The following is a 17621-nucleotide window of genomic DNA, read 5'->3' on the forward strand; positions in this document are numbered from 1 at the left end:
TATGCTACCCACCTGTTGCTTGTTTGGATGCCGGCGGCGTGTCATGGAGAATCAACTGGTCTTCATCAGTATGACCAATTTCCTCCATTCTTGCCAGCAGGTTTTTCTTCGTGTCCGTTTCGACGCGCGCAAAGGACAATGTCACGACCGCGCCGCCAGCTTCGCTATCGCTCAAGGTCAGTGTGCCGCGATGGTCTTCCATGATCTTTTTCACGATCGCGAGGCCAAGGCCGGTGCCTTTGCTGCGGGTTGTCACATAGGGTTCCGTCAAACGGTTACGCTCTTCGACCGGCAGGCCCTTACCGTTATCGGCGACTGTAACGGTTGCGAACGTTTCGTCGGCTTCAAGCCGTACCGTAACGCGCCCCATGGGTAATGGCTGTCCTTCTTCTGCTTTACGGCCTTCGATCGCTTCCATCGCGTTCTTGATGATATTGGTCAGCGCCTGTGAAACCTGCCTGCCGTCGATATCGAGCCTGACGGGCCGCGCAGGCATTTCCTGAACGAATTCGATATCCGTTCTTCCGGTGCTTTGCATGAAGACGGCGTCGCGGCACAGATCGCGCAAATCCTGGCTTTTCATGATGGGCGAAGGCATGCGCGCGAAAGCCGAGAATTCATCGACCATGTTGCCGATATCGTCCACCTGCCGGATGATCGTGTCCGTGCAGGAAACAAAAGTTTCGGGGTCGCTGGTGACCTCGGCGGCATATTTACGGCGCAAGCGTTCGGCCGAAAGGCGAATGGGCGTAAGCGGGTTTTTGATCTCATGTGCGATACGGCGCGCCACATCGGCCCATGCCGCTTTGCGCTGCGCGCTTACAAGATCGGAAACGTCATCGAAGGTCACGACATAGCCGCGCGTTTCGTTATCCTGGATATCGGCCGCAATGCGCACCAGCATGGTGCGGGCTGGCTGGCCGGGGCGACGCAATTCGATTTGCCCATCCGTTATGCGTGCGGTCGGCGAAAGGTTGTCCATCAGCTCTTCCATTTCGGGAATGATGGCGCTGATATGCTTGCCTTCATTTTCCTTTGGCGCATCGATCTTGAAGAATTCTGCGGCCGAAATATTGGTCAGGGTGATGTTGCCTTGTTGATCGAGGCCGATAACGCCTGCCGGCACCGTGGCCAACACGGCTTCGGTGAAACGCCGGCGGCTATCGATCAGGCGGTTGGCCTGAATAAGTTCCTTGCGTTGGGTATCAAGCTGGCCGGTCATGCGGTTGAACGAGCGGCTCAGGATGCTGATTTCGTCATCGGATTCGTCGTCATCGCTTTCGGAAACGCGGGTTGTGAGGTCCCCTGCCCTGACCCGCTCGGAAGCGCCGATAAGTTCACTGATCGGTTTCACCAGTCTTGTCGCGAAATTGAGGCCGAACCACACCGCAGCCATGAGCAATAACAACGCGACGACAATAAAGATCATGGTGATCGTGATTTGCAGCCCCGAACGCTTGCCTTCAAGCTGAGCGTATTCCCGCACGGCATCCTGCGTCGTGGCCATGTGTGCCAGCACATCCGGGTCAACCAGCCTGCCGACAAACAGATAGGCATCGACAAAATTTTCAAGCCGCACCAGCGCGCGAATGCGGTCATCATTATCGCTGACGACAAGCACGACATCGCCCTTGCGGGCGCGCTGCATCATGTCTTCGGTAATCGGCTCGAAGCTGAGCGAGAATGTCAGGCCCGAGCGCGCAAGGATACGGCCTGTGCCATCAAAAACCACGGCTTCCGTCAGCGAGCGAATAGCGGCCTGCGCCGTGACCAATTGGGAAAAGCGGCTGGGGGTATCGCCGATACGGAGCGCTTCGCGGTTCAGATCGTTCGCCATCGCAAGCACATCGGCCCGGATCACCTGTTGATGTTCCTTGAGGTACGATTGCGCCACGACCAGCGATTCATTGATCGCGGTACGGACCCGGTCCGAAAACCATGCCTGAACGCCAAAATAGAAAAATACGGCAGCAAAGCTGGCGACGATAAGCGAGGGCAAAACTGCGAGCAGTGTAAAGACCGTGACCATGCGCACATGCAGCCGCGAACCGGCCTGGTTGCGCCTGCGCGTCGCGAATATGCCGAGGATACGATGGAATACGAGCGCGCTGAGCAGAAGCAGCAGAACGAGATCAAGTGTGAGTAAAAGCGTGATGGTGGTCGGGTCCGTTCCGAAGGGTGTCGTTTCCGTCATCGCTGCATAGGTGGCGATCCCGGCCGCCAGCGATGCAAGCGTGAGCCCGATGGCCATGCGGCTGCGCAGATGGACCTTGCGCGCCCATGCGGCCATACGCGTTTGCCATGTGGATGCGGCGGCCATCAGCTTTTCCCCTTCTTGACGGGGGTGATGCCAAGCATCTTCAGCTTTTTGCGAAGCGTATTGCGGTTGAGACCAAGCAAGGCTGCCGCCTTGATCTGGTTGCCCTTACAGCGCTCGAGCGTCAGGATAAGCAACGGGCGTTCGATCTGGTGCAAAACCCTGTCATACAAATCCGATCCGGCGGCTTGCCCGGCCTGCATGGCGAAATAATGCCGCAGGTGGCGCTCGACGCTCATGGAAAGGTTGTGCTGGGTTTGCTCGTTCATGCCGCCATCGCTTCGCGCTCAAGCTGCGGCGCATAGAATTCTTCGATAAAGCTGCGGACGACGCCCGGGTCGTCCATGCTGTTGACGGCGGCCCGGAACTCGGCCGAGCGCGGCAAGCCCTTGCTGTACCAGCTGATATGTTTGCGCGCGATGCGTATCCCGGTCGTTACGCCGTAATGCGAAAGCATGTCTTCAAGGTGGCGCAACATAAGCCCGAGCTGCTGCGTCAGCGTGGGCGGTGCGGGTATGCTGCCGGTGCGGAGGTATTCGATCGCCTGCCGGATAAACCATGGGCGGCCATAGCAGCCGCGGCCGATCATAACGCCATCGGCGCCCGAAGCATCAATGGCGTTATCTATATCAGAAAAATCGTTGATGTCGCCGTTGGCAATCACGGGGATGCTCACGGCTTCCTTGACGCTGCGGATGAAGTTCCAATCCGCCGCACCTTCGTAGAACTGGCAGCGGGTGCGGCCATGTATGGTAACCATCTTGATCCCGCATTCTTCGGCGACGCGCGCAAGCTTGGGGGCGTTCAAACAGTTATGGTCCCATCCCATGCGCATCTTCAACGTAACGGGGATCTTGACCGCCTTGACGACCGCTTCAAGAATTTGCGCAGCCTTAGCCTCTTCACGCATCAGCGCGGAACCGGCATAGCCGTTCACGACCTTCTTGGCAGGGCAGCCGAAGTTGATGTCGATGATTTGTACGCCGCGGTCTTCGTTCAGCTTCGCGGCTTCGGCCATCACCGCAGGTTCGCACCCGGCGAGCTGTACGGCCATCGGAAATTCTTCGGGCGTGTACTGGGCCATTTGCAGGGTTTTCACATTTTCCCTGATCATTGCCTGGCTGGCGATCATTTCAGACACCACAAGCCCTGCCCCGTAGCTTTTCACGAGCCTTCGGAACGGCATATCGCTTACCCCCGACATGGGTGCCAGAAAGACCGGTTCGTCGATCCGGATGGGCCCGATGTGGATAGGTTTAAGACGCGATGCGGTATGTGCTGTATCTTCTTGCATCAATGGCTTGCGATCTTACAATTGCACAAAATTTGTGCAAATCTAGGCATGATCTGCCGGAAATGCAAGCAAAGTCCTTGCTTTAGTTTATCAGAACGCTACTTTCCCGCGTTCGCATCTGGATGGGTTTAATGGGCGGTACGACAGCAATAATCGTTGCAGGAGGCGCGGGAGAGCGTTTTGGCGGCGCTTTACCGAAGCAGTATCAGGATCTTGGCGGGATGCCGATCCTGCGCCGCAGTATCCTTGCCTTCATTAACCACCCGCTTATCGATGACGTGCAGGTCGTTATTAACCAAGCGCATCGCGCGCTGTACGATAAGGCCGTAGAAGGCATTCCACTGCTGGAACCCGTTAAGGGCGGTGCAACGCGGCAGGAATCTGTTCGGCGCGGTCTGGAAGCGCTGGAGGCTAAAGCGCCAAAACATGTGCTTATCCACGATGCTGCGCGCCCGCTGATCGATGCCGCGACCATCACATCCGTTTGCAAGGTGCTTGAAAACGCCAAGGGCGCGATCGCGGCCAAGCCGCTGGTTGATACGTTGAAGCGCGGTACCAACGATATTATTGATACCACTATCGACCGCAGCAATCTATGGCAGGCGCATACCCCGCAAGGTTTTCATTTTAGTGCTATACTCGCAGCCCATCGCTCGGCCGTCGCGCACGAATTGACGGACGATGCGGCGGTAGCAGAGAAAGCCGGTATTCCCGTAACCCTCGTTCCTTCAAACCCGGATAACATGAAAATCACGAACCCTGATGATCTTGGCCGCGCCGCCCGCCTGCTTGGCACCCCGATTGACGATGTGCGCACCGGCTTCGGTTTTGATGTGCATCGGCTTATCCCGGGTGATGGCGTTATTCTGTGCGGTATCAAGATCGCGCACGATAAAAAGCTTGAAGGTCATTCCGACGCCGATGTCGCGCTTCATGCGATCACGGATGCAATTCTGGGCGCACTCGGTGCCGGGGATATCGGCTACCACTTCCCCAACACTGATCCGCAATGGAAGGGCAAGGAAAGCGGCCACTTCCTGCGTCACGCCGTGAATATGGTGCGGCAGCGCGGCGGCATCATCGGCCATATCGACGCGACAATCCTGTGTGAGGAGCCAAAAATTAATCCGCACCGGGATGCGATGGTTGCAAGGCTGGCCGATTTGATGGAAATCACGCCCGACCGCATTGGCCTTAAGGCCACGACCACGGAAAAGCTTGGCTTTACCGGGCGCGGCGAAGGCATTGCTGCGCAAGCTGTCGCCACCATCCGCCTGCCGCCGAACTAGCCCATGTTTGCACCCGATCTCATCAAGCTCGCAACCGATCTGCTGGATAAATGCCAGCAGCGCGGCGCCAGGCTTGCCGTCGCCGAATCCTGCACCGGCGGTCTGATCAGCGGTTTGCTGACCGAAGTACCTGGCTCGTCGAAGGTTCTGGATCGCGGTTTCGTGACCTATGCCAACGATGCCAAGATCGCGATGCTGGGCATCCCCGGCCTTTTGATCGAAAACCACGGGGCTGTGAGCAGCGAAGTGGCCGGCGCCATGGCCAAGGGCGCGCTGGAGCGTTCCAAAGCGAATTACAGCGTGGCTGTAACCGGCATTGCGGGGCCCGATGGAGCTACGCAGGGCAAGCAGGTCGGGCTGGTATATGTGGCTGCCGCGCAGCAGCAAGGCCCGATCAAGATCGAAAAATACCAGTTCAAAGGCAACCGCGATGCCGTGCGGCTCGCGAGTGTCGAGGCCGCGCTCAGGCTGCTTCAGCAGGTGCTTTGATTTACCCTAGATTGGTATGGTCTTCGGCTTCGTCCCGCGCAGCCATTTGATCACCATCAGCCGCGTCATCATGATCGCCGAGAACATAGAGGTTACGATGCCGATCGATAGCGTAACGGCGAAGCCCTTGATCGTACCCGAACCGAACGTGTAAAGCAGGACCGATGCGATCAACGTCGTCAGGTTGGCATCGATAATCGCGGACATCGCGCGGCTGTACCCGGCATCAACCGCCGCTATAGGGGTGCGGCCCAAACGCACCTCTTCCCTTATGCGCTCGAAGATCAAGACGTTGGCATCAACCGCCGTGCCGACCGTAAGCACGATCCCGGCGATACCCGGTAGCGTCAGCGTGGCTTGCAGGGCCGAAAGAACCGCAAAGATCATCGCGACGTTGAATATAAGCGCGACATTCGCGAATACGCCAAACAGGCCATAGCTGAGCAGCATGAATATAACGACAAGCAAGGTGCCGATAACGGTCGCGAGCGTGCCCGCTCTGATTGAATCCGCGCCAAGACCGGGGCCGACCGTGCGTTCTTCCAGAATATGTATGGGCGCGGGCAATGCGCCCGCACGCAACAAGATCGCCAGCTCGTTAGCGGTTGCGGTTGTAAAGCTGCCGGAAATCACGCCGCTGCCGCCCAAAATGGGTTCGCGGATCACGGGCGCGCTGATGACCTTGTTATCGAGCACAATCGCGAACAGGCGGCCGACATTCTCCCGCGTCGCGTCACCGAATTTTTTGGCGCCGACACTGTCGAAGCGGAAAGAAACCACGGGTTCGCCGCCCTGTTGGAAGGTCGCTTGCGCATCCACAAGCGTATCGCCGGACAAAATCACGCGCTTTTGCACCACAACCATCTCGCCAGGCCGGTCGGCCGACGGCATGGCTTCGGTTCCCGGCGGGATACGGCCGGCAACGATATCTGCCGGCTGTACGTCGGCATCGACGAAGCGGAAGCTTAATTTCGCCGTCTGGCCTAAAAGACTTTTGATCTGTTCAGGGTTATCGACGCCGGGAAGTTGCACGAGGATGCGGTTATCGCCCTGCCGCTGGATCGAAGGTTCGCGCGTTCCGGTCTGGTCTATGCGGCGGCGGACGATTTCGATGGATTGTTCAAGTGCCTTGAGCTTGCGATCGCGCACATAATCTTCGCCCATGCCAACAAACACGTAACCTTCGCCGTTCGCGGTTACCGCAAGATCGCGGTTGTTTTCATGCAAAAGGGTGCGCGCCTGGTCTAGCTGGCTGCGGTCAATGACGCGCAGCGAAACCTTGCCATCCGTGACGCCGAGTTCGGTGTATCCGATTTTTTCCTTGCGCAGGTCACCGCGCACCTGATCCACCAGCCCGTTCAGCGTTTCCTGGATGACGACATCGGTTTCTACTTCGAGCAGCAAGTGGGATCCGCCGCGCAGATCGAGCCCGAGATTAACGGTCTGGCTTGGCAGCCAGCGCGGCAGATGTGCCTGTGCCCAGTTGACCGCCGCGGGCGGCAGCGTGTTCGGCAACGCGTACACGATCGCCAGAAAGGCGACGATCAGGATAAGGATAACTTTCCAGCGTTCGATATAAACCATAGCGGTCAGGAGGCCTTGCCGGCTTCGCCCTTTTCGCTGCTGTTGGCGTTGGCCGGTTCCGGCTTGGCCACGAGACTTTGCACGGTATTGCGCAAAACCTTGACCTTCACACCCTCGGCGATTTCGATAACAAGGTGATCGTCGCCTTCAAGCTTTGCGATGCTGCCGATGATGCCGCCGCCGGTCACGACCTTGTCGCCGCGGCGCAACGCATTGAGCATGGTTTTATGCTCGTTAAACTTCTTTTGCTGTGGCCGGATCAGGATAAAATAGAAAACTACAAAAATAAGCAGCAGCGGCAGAAATTGCATGAAGGCGCCGCCGGCGCTGGTTGGCGCTACGCCTGCAGCCGGAGCGACGTCTTGTGCGAATGCGGTGCCGATAAGGCTAAGATGGTCAAGAATCATGGGTGTATATCCTCAGATGTGTTTCCGGGCGGACTATAACGGCTTTGAGCCCCGTGGCAACCGCGCTAGGGTGTTTTGGCGGTGCCGAGCGGGGCTTTTTGAACCGGCGTAGCCGGGTGGGGCTTCATCATGGCATCGTATTGTTCCGGCGTCAGCGGGCGCTGGGATACGGGGTCAACGTTGATCAGGCGATCTTTCGGCACATCTTGCGGGCCCGTATAGCAATCGGGCTCGCCGATGGTTTCATAGCACCAGCTTTGATGCGGCTGTTCGCCTTCAATGGGCTTGATATTCTGGCCCGGATAGAAAAATTCGGTTATCCGGTCATACTCTTCGTTCAGCCTTTCAATACAACCTGTAAGGCTTAGCAGGACAAGAATTGTCAGGAGTTTACGCATGATTTCTCATCTATGTTGGCAATTAAACAGGCCGCAGTGTATGACAGAGCCGATGCCGCGTCCAGCCTGCCCAGAGCGAACCTGACCATTATGAAAGCCGTTTATTTAGCCCACCGCAGCGTTGCCGGACTGGCCGGGCCGGATGCCTGCGGGTTCCTGCAAGGGTTGGTCAGCAACGATGTGACGCTGGCCATGCCAGGCAAGGCCGTATATGCCGCGCTGCTCACGCCGCAGGGCAAGTTTTTGTACGATATGTTCATCACCGGCACGGGCGAACGCTACTTGCTGGATATAGAAGCCGGACGCGCACATGAACTGATCGCGCTTTTGTCGCGTTACAAACTGCGCAGCAAAATCCAGATCAATAGCCTAGAAGCGACGCATAAAGTGTTTGCCTATCCTTTAGGCGGCGCAAAGAGTATTCCCGATCCGCGCCATCCGGATTTGTGGGCGCGCGCGATCGTGGAAAACGATACACAGAATAACGATGCAGGGAACTTGATTGAATATGACCGCGCCCGCCTTCAGCTCGGAGTCGGTGATGGGGCCCGCGACATCGATGCCGGTAGCGATGTTTTGCTTGAAGCGAACTTCGATCTTCTAAACGGCATAAGCTTTGAAAAGGGTTGCTATATGGGTCAAGAGCTGACCGCACGCACACATTATCGCGGGCTTGTTAAAAAGCGCCTGTTCCCCGTGCAAATGGAAGGCAACGCCCCTCCCCGCGGCGCACCTATAACGCTTGATGGCAAGGATATCGGCGATATGCGCAGCAGCGTTCCGGGCATCGGGCTTGCGATGCTGCGCATCAGGGAAACGCTTGAAATGATCGAAAGCAACGGCGCGTTTATATGCGATGGCGTGCCGCTCAAGCCATTCAAGCCTGCATGGATGCAGTTGCCGGGCTAGGCAGCCTGCTTGGTCTTTGCCTGTTTGCTGGCCTCGATAGCTGCCTGCGCCGCTGCAAGGCGTGCGATAGGAACCCGGTAGGGGGAACAGGAAACGTAATCCAGCCCCGTGCGGTCGCAGAATTTCACTGAAGCCGGGTCCCCGCCATGCTCGCCGCATATGCCGAGCTTGATATCCTTGCGGGTTGCGCGGCCGCGCTCGGCTGCGATTTTAATCAATTCGCCCACACCTTGCTGATCGATGGTGACAAACGGGTCGTGCTCGAAAATTCCGGCCCTCTGGTAATCGGGCAGGAAAGTCGCCGCGTCGTCGCGGCTGATGCCGAAGGTTGTCTGTGTCAGATCGTTGGTGCCGAAGCTGAAGAATTCTGCGGTTTCGGCAATAATACCGGCGCGGAGCGCCGCGCGCGGCAGCTCAATCATCGTGCCGGTAAGATAGGTGAATTCGATGTCGAATTTTTTACGCACATCCATTGCCACCTGATCGACCATTGCCTTCAGGATATCCAGTTCCTTTTTCGTGGCGATCAGCGGGATCATGATTTCCGGTACAACCGGCTTGCCGTTCTTTTTCATGACCTCGATCACGGCCGTGAAAACAGCCCGCACCTGCATTTCATATATTTCCGGATAAGAAATACCGAGGCGGCAGCCGCGATGTCCAAGCATGGGGTTCGCTTCATGCAGTTCATGCGCCCGCTGACGGATTTTGTCGGCGCTGACGCCGGATGCTTTCGCAACCTCGTCGATTTCCTTATCGGTTTTGGGTAAAAATTCGTGCAAGGGCGGATCGAGCAGCCGGATCGTAACAGGCAGGCCGCCCATAATCTCGAACAGCTCCACGAAATCCTGGCGTTGCATCGGCTCAAGCTTCGCAAGTGCGGCGCGCCTGCCCGCCTCATCCTCGGCGACGATCATTTCGCGCACCGCGATAATACGTTCTGCGTCGAAGAACATATGCTCGGTGCGGCAAAGGCCGATACCCTCTGCCCCGAATTTACGCGCCGTGCGGGCATCGAGCGGGGTTTCGGCGTTGGCACGCACGCGCAGGCGGCGCGTTTGGTCGGCCCAATCCATCACCGTGCCGAAATCGCCGGAAAGTTCCGGCTGGATGGTCGGCACCTCGCCCAGCATCACTTCGCCGGTCGAACCATTGATGGTAATCATCTCGCCATGCTTTACGGTGATGTTTCTGGTCGTAATTGTTTTTGCCTTGCTGTCGATGCGCAGATCGCCCGCGCCCGCGACGCAAGGCCGGCCCATGCCGCGCGCAACCACGGCCGCGTGGCTGGTCATGCCGCCGCGGCTGGTTAGAATGCCTTTTGCGGCATGCATGCCATGGATGTCTTCGGGGCTGGTCTCGACGCGGCACAGAATAACCTTTTCGCCTTTTGCGGCCCTGTCTTCGGCTTCGTCGGCCGTAAACACGGCGGCGCCCGATGCCGCGCCCGGTGATGCGGGCAAACCCTTGCCGATGACATCGCATGTCGCCTTGGGGTCGAGCGAAGGGTGCAAAAGCTGATCAAGCGCGCGCGCTTCAAGACGCATCAACGCTTCTTCGCGGGTAATAAACCCTTCGCCGACCATATCGACAGCAATCTTGAGCGCGGCGGCGGCGGTGCGCTTGCCGTTGCGGGTTTGCAGCATGTAAAGCTTGCCCTGCTGCACCGTGAATTCGATATCCTGCATATCGCGGTAATGCTTTTCGAGCTTGAGGCGCACATCCGCGAGCTGGCCGAACACTTCGGGCATGACTTCTTCCATCGCCGGCAGGTCGGAATTGTTGGCTTGCTTTCCCTTAATGGTAATCTGCTGTGGCGTGCGAATGCCGGCGACCACATCTTCGCCTTGCGCGTTCACAAGATATTCGCCGTAAAACAAATTCTCGCCGGTCGAAGGGTTGCGGGTAAAGGCCACGCCGGTGCAACAATCGTTGCCCATATTGCCGAACACCATGGCTTGCACATTGACGGCGGTGCCCCAATCGCTCGGAATTTCGTTCAAGCGACGATAGGTGATTGCACGCTGGTTCATCCATGAACCGAAAACGGCGCCGACAGCGCCCCAAAGCTGCTCCTGCGGGTCTTGCGGGAACGGGCGCTTGATGCGCCGTTCGACCACCTTCAGATATTCGCCGATCGCCTCTTTCCAATCCTCGGCCTTCAGATCGGTGTCGTTTCTATAATCCTTGGTGCGCTTGATATCATCGAGCACCTCTTCAAAATTGTGGTGATCGATCCCGAGCACGACATTGCTGTACATCTGGATAAAGCGTCGATAGCTGTCATAGGCAAAACGCGCATCGCCGCTACGCCTGGCAAGCCCTTCCACGGTCGTGCTGTTGAGGCCGAGGTTTAAAACCGTGTCCATCATCCCGGGCATGGAAGCGCGCGCGCCTGAACGCACCGAAACCAGCAGCGGGTTTGCCGCGTCACCGAATTTGGCGCCGACAATTTTTTCCACCTGCGCCAGCGCCTTTTCGACCTGCGCCGCCAATTCTGGCGGGTAGCTTTTGCCGTTGGCATAGTAATAGGTGCAAACCTCGGTCGTAACCGTGAAGCCGGGCGGCACAGGAAGGCCAAGGTTGGACATTTCGGCCAGCCCTGCGCCCTTGCCGCCCAGAAGCTCCTTCATGCCACCTTTGCCGTCGGCCTTGCCATCGCCAAAGCTGTAAACCCATGCCGTCGTCGTCATTGCAATCCTCAGCTGATTTTCTGTTGGATGTATGTTTTGACCTTATCAATCTGGACCTTTTCCTGCTGCGCCGTATCGCGGATGCGGATGGTTACATTCTGGTCCTTCAACGTATCGCCATCGACGGTGATGCAGAAAGGCGTTCCGGCCTCGTCCATACGGGCATAGCGCTTGCCGATCGATTGCTTGGCGTCATACTGGCACGGGAAAGCCTTGCGGAGATCGAGGTAAAGTTTTTCCGCCACTTCCGGCATGCCATCTTTGTTCACGAGCGGAAAGATGCCTGCCTTTACGGGCGCAAGCGCGGGCTTCAGCTTCAGCCATTCGGGCGAAGCGCGGCTTTCGTCATACTGATAGGCTTCGCACAAAAGCGCGAGCACGCCGCGCGTCAGCCCGCTTGCGGGCTCGATCACATGCGGCAGGTATGATTTACTGTTTTCCTGATCGAAATATTCCAGCTTGGTTTTGCTGTGGGCTTGATGCTGGGTCAGGTCGAAATCGCCGCGATGGGCAATGCCTTCAAGCTCGCCGAAATCGGGGGCCGTGAAGGGATATAGGTATTCGACGTCTGCGGTCGCGGTGGAATAGTGTGAAAGCTCGTCTTTTTCGTGGTCGCGGCGCAGCAGGTTGCCGGGCGAAAGCCCCTGCTCTTTCCACCAACCGAGCCGCGTGCAGACCCAGAATTCGAACCATGTGGCGGACTCTTCGGGCGGGCAGAAAAATTCCATTTCCATCTGCTCGAACTCGCGCGTGCGGAAAATGAAGTTGCGCGGCGTAACTTCGTTGCGGAACGCCTTGCCGACCTGCGCGATGCCGAAGGGCGGGCGCACGCGCGTGCTGTCGAGCACGCTTTTGTAATTCAGGAATATGCCCTGCGCCGTTTCGGGGCGCAGATAGACCTTGCTGTCTTCGTTCTGGAAAACGCCGACATAGCTTTCGAACATCAGGTTGAACGGGCGCGGCTCGGTCAGTGTGCCGGGTTCGGAAGCGTCTGGGCCATAGACGCTTTTTTGGTCTTCATCAGATAGAGAGCTAAATGGACGAACGTTAAATGCCTTGTAATATATTTCCGCTACGTCATTTTCGTTGTCGGTACAGATCGTGCCGCCACCATTTTTCTGAAGAACCTTCTTTGCCTTTTTAAGCACGCCATGCAGTACATCATCTCCATCAATACTACCGATCAGTAAAGTTTCTATTGTCCCCTTCTTGTCCTCATATAGGACGTTAAAAACCATCACATGGTCCGCGCGGTAACGTAGCTTGGTTTCCCTGCAATCGGTCATCAGATCGTTGAAGCCGCCGACATGGCCCGAAGAAACCCATGTTTGCGGATGCTGGATGATCGAGCTGTCGAGCCCGACGATGGAAAGCGGTTTGCCGTCCGGCCCTATGGGCGGGCACAGCACCATATCGCGCCACCATGCGTCACGCAGGTTGTTTTTCAGCTGCACGCCGAGCGGGCCGAAATCCCAGAAGCCGTTAAGGCCGCCATAGATTTCCGATGCGGGAAAAATAAAGCCGCGGCGCTTGCACAGCGCCACGATGCGGCTCATGACGGATGTTTCGGGCTGGTTGCTCATATATATAAGGTGCCGTTATTGCCTGTTTCCGGGCCGAACAGTAACGGCATCAGGCGGCTTTGGCGAGGGCATTTTTGCGGGCTTTTGTTTCCTTGGCCCACCATACGGCCTTGCTGACAACGCCATGCAACGCGGTGTGTGGCTTAAGCCCGCATGCCTTGAAAAGCATGGCTACCACGCGATCGACATGGTGCGGGTGGTAGAATTTATAGGCGCGCCCCAGATATTCGATATTGTACTTCTTGCGCGCATAGGTTTCGTCCAAAGGGGCGTTGGCGGCATAGAAAGCGTAAGCGAGTTCATCGTCTTCCGATTCCCACATGCGGCCGACCGCGATCCTCAACCGTTCTATCCGGTTGAGGCTTTCTTGTTGCAGATACCGCTTCAGAAAATCGTAAAACAATTTGTAGTGACGCAGTTCGTCGGCCGCGATGCGGCGGCATATGGCCTTCAGAACCGGTTCATCCACCGCATCGCCGATCGCCGTGTAATAGGAGCTCGTGCCGGTCTCCACGATGCAGCGTGCGATCAGCTCCCCCGATTGCGAGCCGCGCACGGATTCATTGGCGGCGAAGTGGCTGACCTTATAGCCTGTGGTGAAACGCCTGAAAGCGGCTTCAAAATCGAAATCCGGGTCGGCCATGCAAGCCCATCGGGCAAGCGCCGCGCCATGCTGGACTTCTTCGTCCGCCCAGCTTTCAGCCGAGCTTTGGAACGCCGGGTCGTTTGCGAATATGCCGCGCATGTAGCGGGCATAGTCGTGGGCGTTGTATTCGACCAGCGCTGCGGCCTTGATCAGCTTGAGCAGATCAGGGTTTACCTTGCTCCGGTCGAACTGCCCCCACGGCAGATCATCGATTTTCCAGTGTGTATAGCGCGTGTTTGTCATGGCTTCATGAATTGGGCGTGAAATATGGCCTTAGCATGGTAGCTATTTAACAATATAATTCAAAAAGATCACGCACTTTCTTGAAGTTGTATAGCCGCTTATTGGCTGCTTTTGCGCGCCCTTAACGCCCTAGCAGCCCGCTTCCCGTAAGCCAGCCCCATCTTGGCGATAAAACGGCCAACCAACGCGATATCAAGCAGCCACAGGAACAGAATGTGGTGCGTATCACCGAAATGCTTGTGGAAGTACTGAACGAAGCTTTTGGTTTTATGCCATTCCACGAAACTGCCGGGAACATCGCTCGTTTGCCCTTCGTGATAGACTACAATATCCGGCACGAACCATATATGCCCGCCCTGCCGGTTGAAGCGGTAGCAAAGGTCCATATCCTCGACATGCAAGAAATAATCTTCGTCAAAACCATCGACGCGCCAGAAATCCTCACGGGGCATAAACATGCATGCGCCGCTTATGGCAGGGATGCGGGTCATATGTCCGGGGAGCGGTTCATTCATAAGATTGACCTTGTCGGTGCCGACGCCGAAAGCTTCGTTGAAAGCGGTTGTAGGCGTCAGCAACGCACGGCGACAGCCGCGCTGTTCGGTGCCGTCGCGGTGCGTGATGCGCGGCCCAAGCATATAGGGACGTTGCAGGCCATTTGTGTGATTGATGAATTGTTCGATGACATTTACGCCAAGCACGCTATCCGGGTTGAGAAACAGTAAAAATTCCCCCTTGGCTTTTTTGGCGCCAAGATTACAGGCGCGGCCGAAGCCAATATTGCCGTGGCCGGAGATCAGGCAAAAATTTTCATGCTGCCCCGTCATGCCTTCCAGCGCTTGCAGAACATTCGGCGGGTTGCCGTTGTTTACGACAATAAGTTCGACCGGCGCGCTCTGCTTCAGGATCGATTCAAGCGCCTGCATCAGGATCGGGCCCGTCCGGTAGCTGACGATGATCACGCTAGTCAACGTTAACATACTGATATCACTTATATTCTGGTTTGGGCTGGCTTGGTTTTGTGTGGTCTGATAGTAAGTTCAGAACATTCTGCCTGTTTCGTTCGCATAAGTTTAGGCAAAACCGGTGCGTTACGAAAGGAAGGATTTGTTTGACCTTTGTGCCCGAAACTATAGCAATATGACAACCATGCTTATTGAAAAACCCGATACAGGAACGGCAGCGAATTCCATGCCAATTAACCTGACCATTGAATCGCTCGCTATCCCCGAGATCAAACTCATCAAGCCGAAAATCCATCGCGATCATCGCGGCTTCGTGTGCGAAACCATGAACAACGCGCATTTGCAGGAAATGGGCATCAACCCCGCTTTCGTTCAGGAAAATCTTTCTGTGAACGCCAAGGCGGGCACGGTGCGCGGCCTGCATTTCCAGACCCCGCCGCACGCGCAGGCGAAGTTTATCCGCGTGACGCGCGGCAAGATCTATGATGTCGCGGTTGATATGCGCCACGGCTCCCCTACTTTCGGGCGCTTCATTGGCGTTACGCTTTCGTCAGACGAACCGGCGCAGCTCTATATCCCGGCGGGTTTCGCGCACGGTTTCTGTTCGCTCGTGGACGATACCGAGGTGCTGTATAAAATGTCGGTCAACTATGCCCCCGGCTATGAGGCTGGCATTATCTGGAACGATCCTGACCTTAACATTCCGTGGCCGGTCGATACGAGCCGGGCGATCTTGTCGTCCAAGGATCAGGATCTTCCCGCCTTCGGCTCGCTGCAGCCATACTTCAGATACTCCGACAGCTAGGCGGAGGTTGCGTGAAAAAAATACTGGTTACGGGCGCTGTAGGCTTTATCGGTTCCGCTTTTTGCCGCTACGTCTTGCAAAACAATCTGGCCGAGATTGTCGGCGTCGATAAAATGACCTATGCGGCAAGCCCGCGTACGCTGGAAGACCTGCAGAAATTTCCCGGCTTCCAGTTCTGCAAGCTCGATATTACGGATGCGGCCATCGTGAATGTCATGGAAACAACGGCGCCGGACGCTGTTATCCATTTTGCCGCAGAAACGCACGTCGATCGTTCCATCGATAGTTCAGGCGCTTTTATCCATACCAACCTGATCGGCACCTATGTGCTGCTTGAAGCCAGCCGCGTATATTTGGCCAGTCTGCCGCCAGAAAAGCAGGAAAGATTCCGCTTCCATAATGTTTCGACCGACGAAGTTTACGGTTCGCTCGGGAAGGATGGCGCTTTCAGCGAAACGACCCCCTATGCGCCGAATTCTCCTTATTCCGCCAGCAAAGCGGGCGCCGATCATCTCGTGCGCGCCTGGTACCAGACCTATGGCTTGCCGACCATAATCAGCAATTGTTCCAACAATTACGGGCCCTACCAGTTCCCGGAAAAGCTGATCCCCAACATGATCACCAAGGCGCTGCGGGGCGAAAAGCTTCCCGTGTACGGCAAGGGCGATAATGTGCGTGACTGGCTTTATGTCGATGACCATGCCGAAGCACTGTGGCTCGTGCTGACGCGCGGCAGACTTGGCGAGAAATATATGATCGGCGGCGACGGGGAAAAAACAAACCTCGATCTGGTGAAGCAGCTTTGCACGCTTTTGGATGAAAAGCTGCCGGACGCAGCGCATCGCCCGCACGAAGGATTGATCGAATTCGTGACCGACCGGCCGGGCCACGACAAGCGCTATGCGACCGATATCACCAAGATGAACAACGAACTGGGCTGGAAGCCCAAGATCATGCTGCCTGAAGGGCTTGCAAAAACGGTCGATTGGTATCTCGGTAACCGCATATGGTGGGAAGATATCCATGGCCGGCAGTATGCCGGCGAACGTTTGGGTCAGACCGCAGCAGCGACCTCGGCCAGCTAATGGCCGAGCTTCGTAAAAGCGTTTTGCTTCTGGGCGCCAATGGCCAGACCGGGCAAGCTGTACGCAACGCCCCGATACCCAAAGATTGGCAGCTGCATAGCTGGGGCCGTAGTGAACTTGATATCGCCAAGGAAAAAGATGTCTTTGCCCGTATTCCCGAACTTCGCCCGGATATCGTGATCAACTGTGCCGCCATGACGAATGTCGATGCCTGCGAACGGGACGAAGAAAGCGCGCGTGAAGTTAATTTTCTCGGGCCCGCAAATATCGCCGTGGCATGCGCCGCGAACGACATACCCGTCATCCATATTTCAACCGATTATGTTTTTGATGGCACAAAACAGACGCCTTATGTGGAAACCGATGAGCCGCATGCGATCAACACTTACGGCTTTAATAAAATGCTTGGCGAGGATGCCGTGCGCGGCGAGCTGGCGTGGCACGTGATTTTGCGCGTTTCATGGGTCATGAGCGCGTACGGCGAAAATGTGCTTACGAAGCTGTTTGGTATTTTGCAAAAGCAGCCGGAAGTGAAAATGGTGGCCGATCAATCCACCTGTCCTACCCCGGCTGATAGCCTGGCGCGGGCGATTATCCATATCGGGCAGCAAATATTTTCGGGCAAAAGTAATGGCTTCGGTACATTCCATTTCGCCGGAACGCCTGCGATTTCCCGCTTTGAGTTTGCCCGGTATGTTGCTGGGTTACTTGAAGCCACGCATGGCATCAAGATGCCGCCGATTCTGCCCTGCAAGAGCGATGAATTTCCATCCCCGGCCAAAAGACCGCCCATGACGGCGCTGGATTGCAGCAAGATTGAAAAAGTCTATGGCATTGCCGCTCCCGCATGGCAGAATGAAGTTGCCAGCGCGGTAGCATCGCTCGTTAAAAACCAACCGAAACAGGTGGCATGA

16 protein-coding genes are annotated in these 17621 nt (G+C 56.6%); 6 read left to right on the top strand and 10 right to left on the bottom strand.

Translation table 11 applies throughout. The annotated features are described in order from the left end of the window. Nucleotides 1–4: 4 nt before the first annotated feature. The 3 genes from GC131_01270 to dusB all read right to left on the bottom strand — a co-directional run bounded on the left by GC131_01270 (nt 5) and on the right by dusB (nt 3611). The gene (locus GC131_01270) at nt 5–2251 is read right to left on the bottom strand and encodes a HAMP domain-containing protein (GenBank protein ID MBI1272703.1); all 2247 of its coding nucleotides are present in this window, start codon (nt 2249–2251) and stop codon (nt 5–7) included. 68 nt (nt 2252–2319) lie between these two features. Next, entirely contained in the window at nt 2320–2586 is a 267-nt protein-coding gene (locus GC131_01275; GenBank protein ID MBI1272704.1) for a hypothetical protein, read from the bottom strand. Then, nucleotides 2583–3611 (bottom strand): tRNA dihydrouridine synthase DusB, encoded by a 1029-nt coding sequence (gene dusB / locus GC131_01280; protein MBI1272705.1) that lies wholly within the window; start codon nt 3609–3611, stop codon nt 2583–2585. The genes GC131_01275 and dusB overlap by 4 nt, the downstream gene beginning before the upstream one ends. 131 nt (nt 3612–3742) lie before the next feature. Between dusB and GC131_01285 the strand changes: the two genes are divergently transcribed. Further along, nucleotides 3743–4900, top strand: a complete 1158-nt coding sequence (locus tag GC131_01285) for a bifunctional 2-C-methyl-D-erythritol 4-phosphate cytidylyltransferase/2-C-methyl-D-erythritol 2,4-cyclodiphosphate synthase (GenBank protein ID MBI1272706.1) — start codon at nt 3743–3745, stop codon at nt 4898–4900. A 3-nt stretch (nt 4901–4903) separates the two neighbouring features. Next, the gene (locus GC131_01290; GenBank protein MBI1272707.1) at nt 4904–5389 is read left to right on the top strand and encodes a nicotinamide-nucleotide amidohydrolase family protein; all 486 of its coding nucleotides are present in this window, start codon (nt 4904–4906) and stop codon (nt 5387–5389) included. A 6-nt stretch (nt 5390–5395) separates the two neighbouring features. On the opposite strand, the gene secD is transcribed toward GC131_01290, so the two are convergent. The 3 genes from secD to GC131_01305 form a co-directional block, all read right to left on the bottom strand. Beyond that, complete coding sequence (gene secD / locus GC131_01295; protein MBI1272708.1) at nt 5396–6973, bottom strand: protein translocase subunit SecD; 1578 nt, start codon at nt 6971–6973, stop codon at nt 5396–5398. 5 nt (nt 6974–6978) lie between these two features. Next, on the bottom strand, nt 6979–7380 hold the full coding sequence (gene yajC / locus GC131_01300) for a preprotein translocase subunit YajC (protein MBI1272709.1): 402 nt from the start codon (nt 7378–7380) through the stop codon (nt 6979–6981). Between the two features lie 65 nt (nt 7381–7445). Beyond that, nucleotides 7446–7778 carry a hypothetical protein gene (locus GC131_01305; protein MBI1272710.1) on the bottom strand — a complete coding sequence of 111 codons (333 nt, stop codon included), beginning with the start codon at nt 7776–7778 and terminating at the stop codon, nt 7446–7448. A gap of 12 nt (nt 7779–7790) precedes the next feature. Here GC131_01305 and GC131_01310 point away from each other — a divergent pair, with 12 nt between their 5' ends. Then, nucleotides 7791–8687, top strand: coding sequence for a folate-binding protein (locus GC131_01310; protein MBI1272711.1), 897 nt, complete (start codon nt 7791–7793; stop codon nt 8685–8687). On the opposite strand, the gene GC131_01315 is transcribed toward GC131_01310, so the two are convergent. The 4 genes from GC131_01315 to GC131_01330 all read right to left on the bottom strand — a co-directional run bounded on the left by GC131_01315 (nt 8684) and on the right by GC131_01330 (nt 14832). Next, nucleotides 8684–11380, bottom strand: a complete 2697-nt coding sequence (locus GC131_01315; protein ID MBI1272712.1) for a pyruvate, phosphate dikinase — start codon at nt 11378–11380, stop codon at nt 8684–8686. The genes GC131_01310 and GC131_01315 overlap by 4 nt on opposite strands. Before the next feature lie 8 nt (nt 11381–11388). Next, entirely contained in the window at nt 11389–12936 is a 1548-nt protein-coding gene (locus GC131_01320; GenBank protein ID MBI1272713.1) for a glycine--tRNA ligase, read from the bottom strand. A 76-nt stretch (nt 12937–13012) separates the two neighbouring features. After that, nucleotides 13013–13852: a ferritin-like domain-containing protein gene (locus GC131_01325; GenBank protein ID MBI1272714.1), complete on the bottom strand. Its 840-nt coding sequence runs from the start codon at nt 13850–13852 to the stop codon at nt 13013–13015. Between the two features lie 98 nt (nt 13853–13950). Continuing rightward, nucleotides 13951–14832: a glycosyltransferase gene (locus GC131_01330; protein ID MBI1272715.1), complete on the bottom strand. Its 882-nt coding sequence runs from the start codon at nt 14830–14832 to the stop codon at nt 13951–13953. A 211-nt stretch (nt 14833–15043) separates the two neighbouring features. Between GC131_01330 and rfbC the strand changes: the two genes are divergently transcribed. From rfbC to rfbD, 3 genes are read left to right on the top strand one after another with little or no spacing between them, the layout of a single operon-like run. Continuing rightward, complete coding sequence (gene rfbC / locus GC131_01335; GenBank protein MBI1272716.1) at nt 15044–15622, top strand: dTDP-4-dehydrorhamnose 3,5-epimerase; 579 nt, start codon at nt 15044–15046, stop codon at nt 15620–15622. Between the two features lie 11 nt (nt 15623–15633). Continuing rightward, a complete protein-coding gene (rfbB, locus tag GC131_01340) occupies nt 15634–16707 on the top strand; it encodes a dTDP-glucose 4,6-dehydratase (GenBank protein MBI1272717.1) in 1074 nt (357 codons plus the stop codon). Beyond that, nucleotides 16629–17621 (top strand): dTDP-4-dehydrorhamnose reductase, encoded by a 993-nt coding sequence (gene rfbD, locus GC131_01345; protein MBI1272718.1) that lies wholly within the window; start codon nt 16629–16631, stop codon nt 17619–17621. Before rfbB ends, rfbD begins: the two co-directional genes overlap by 79 nt.

Source organism: Alphaproteobacteria bacterium (assembly GCA_016124955.1).
Lineage (GTDB): Bacteria > Pseudomonadota > Alphaproteobacteria > UBA9219 > RFNS01 > RI-461.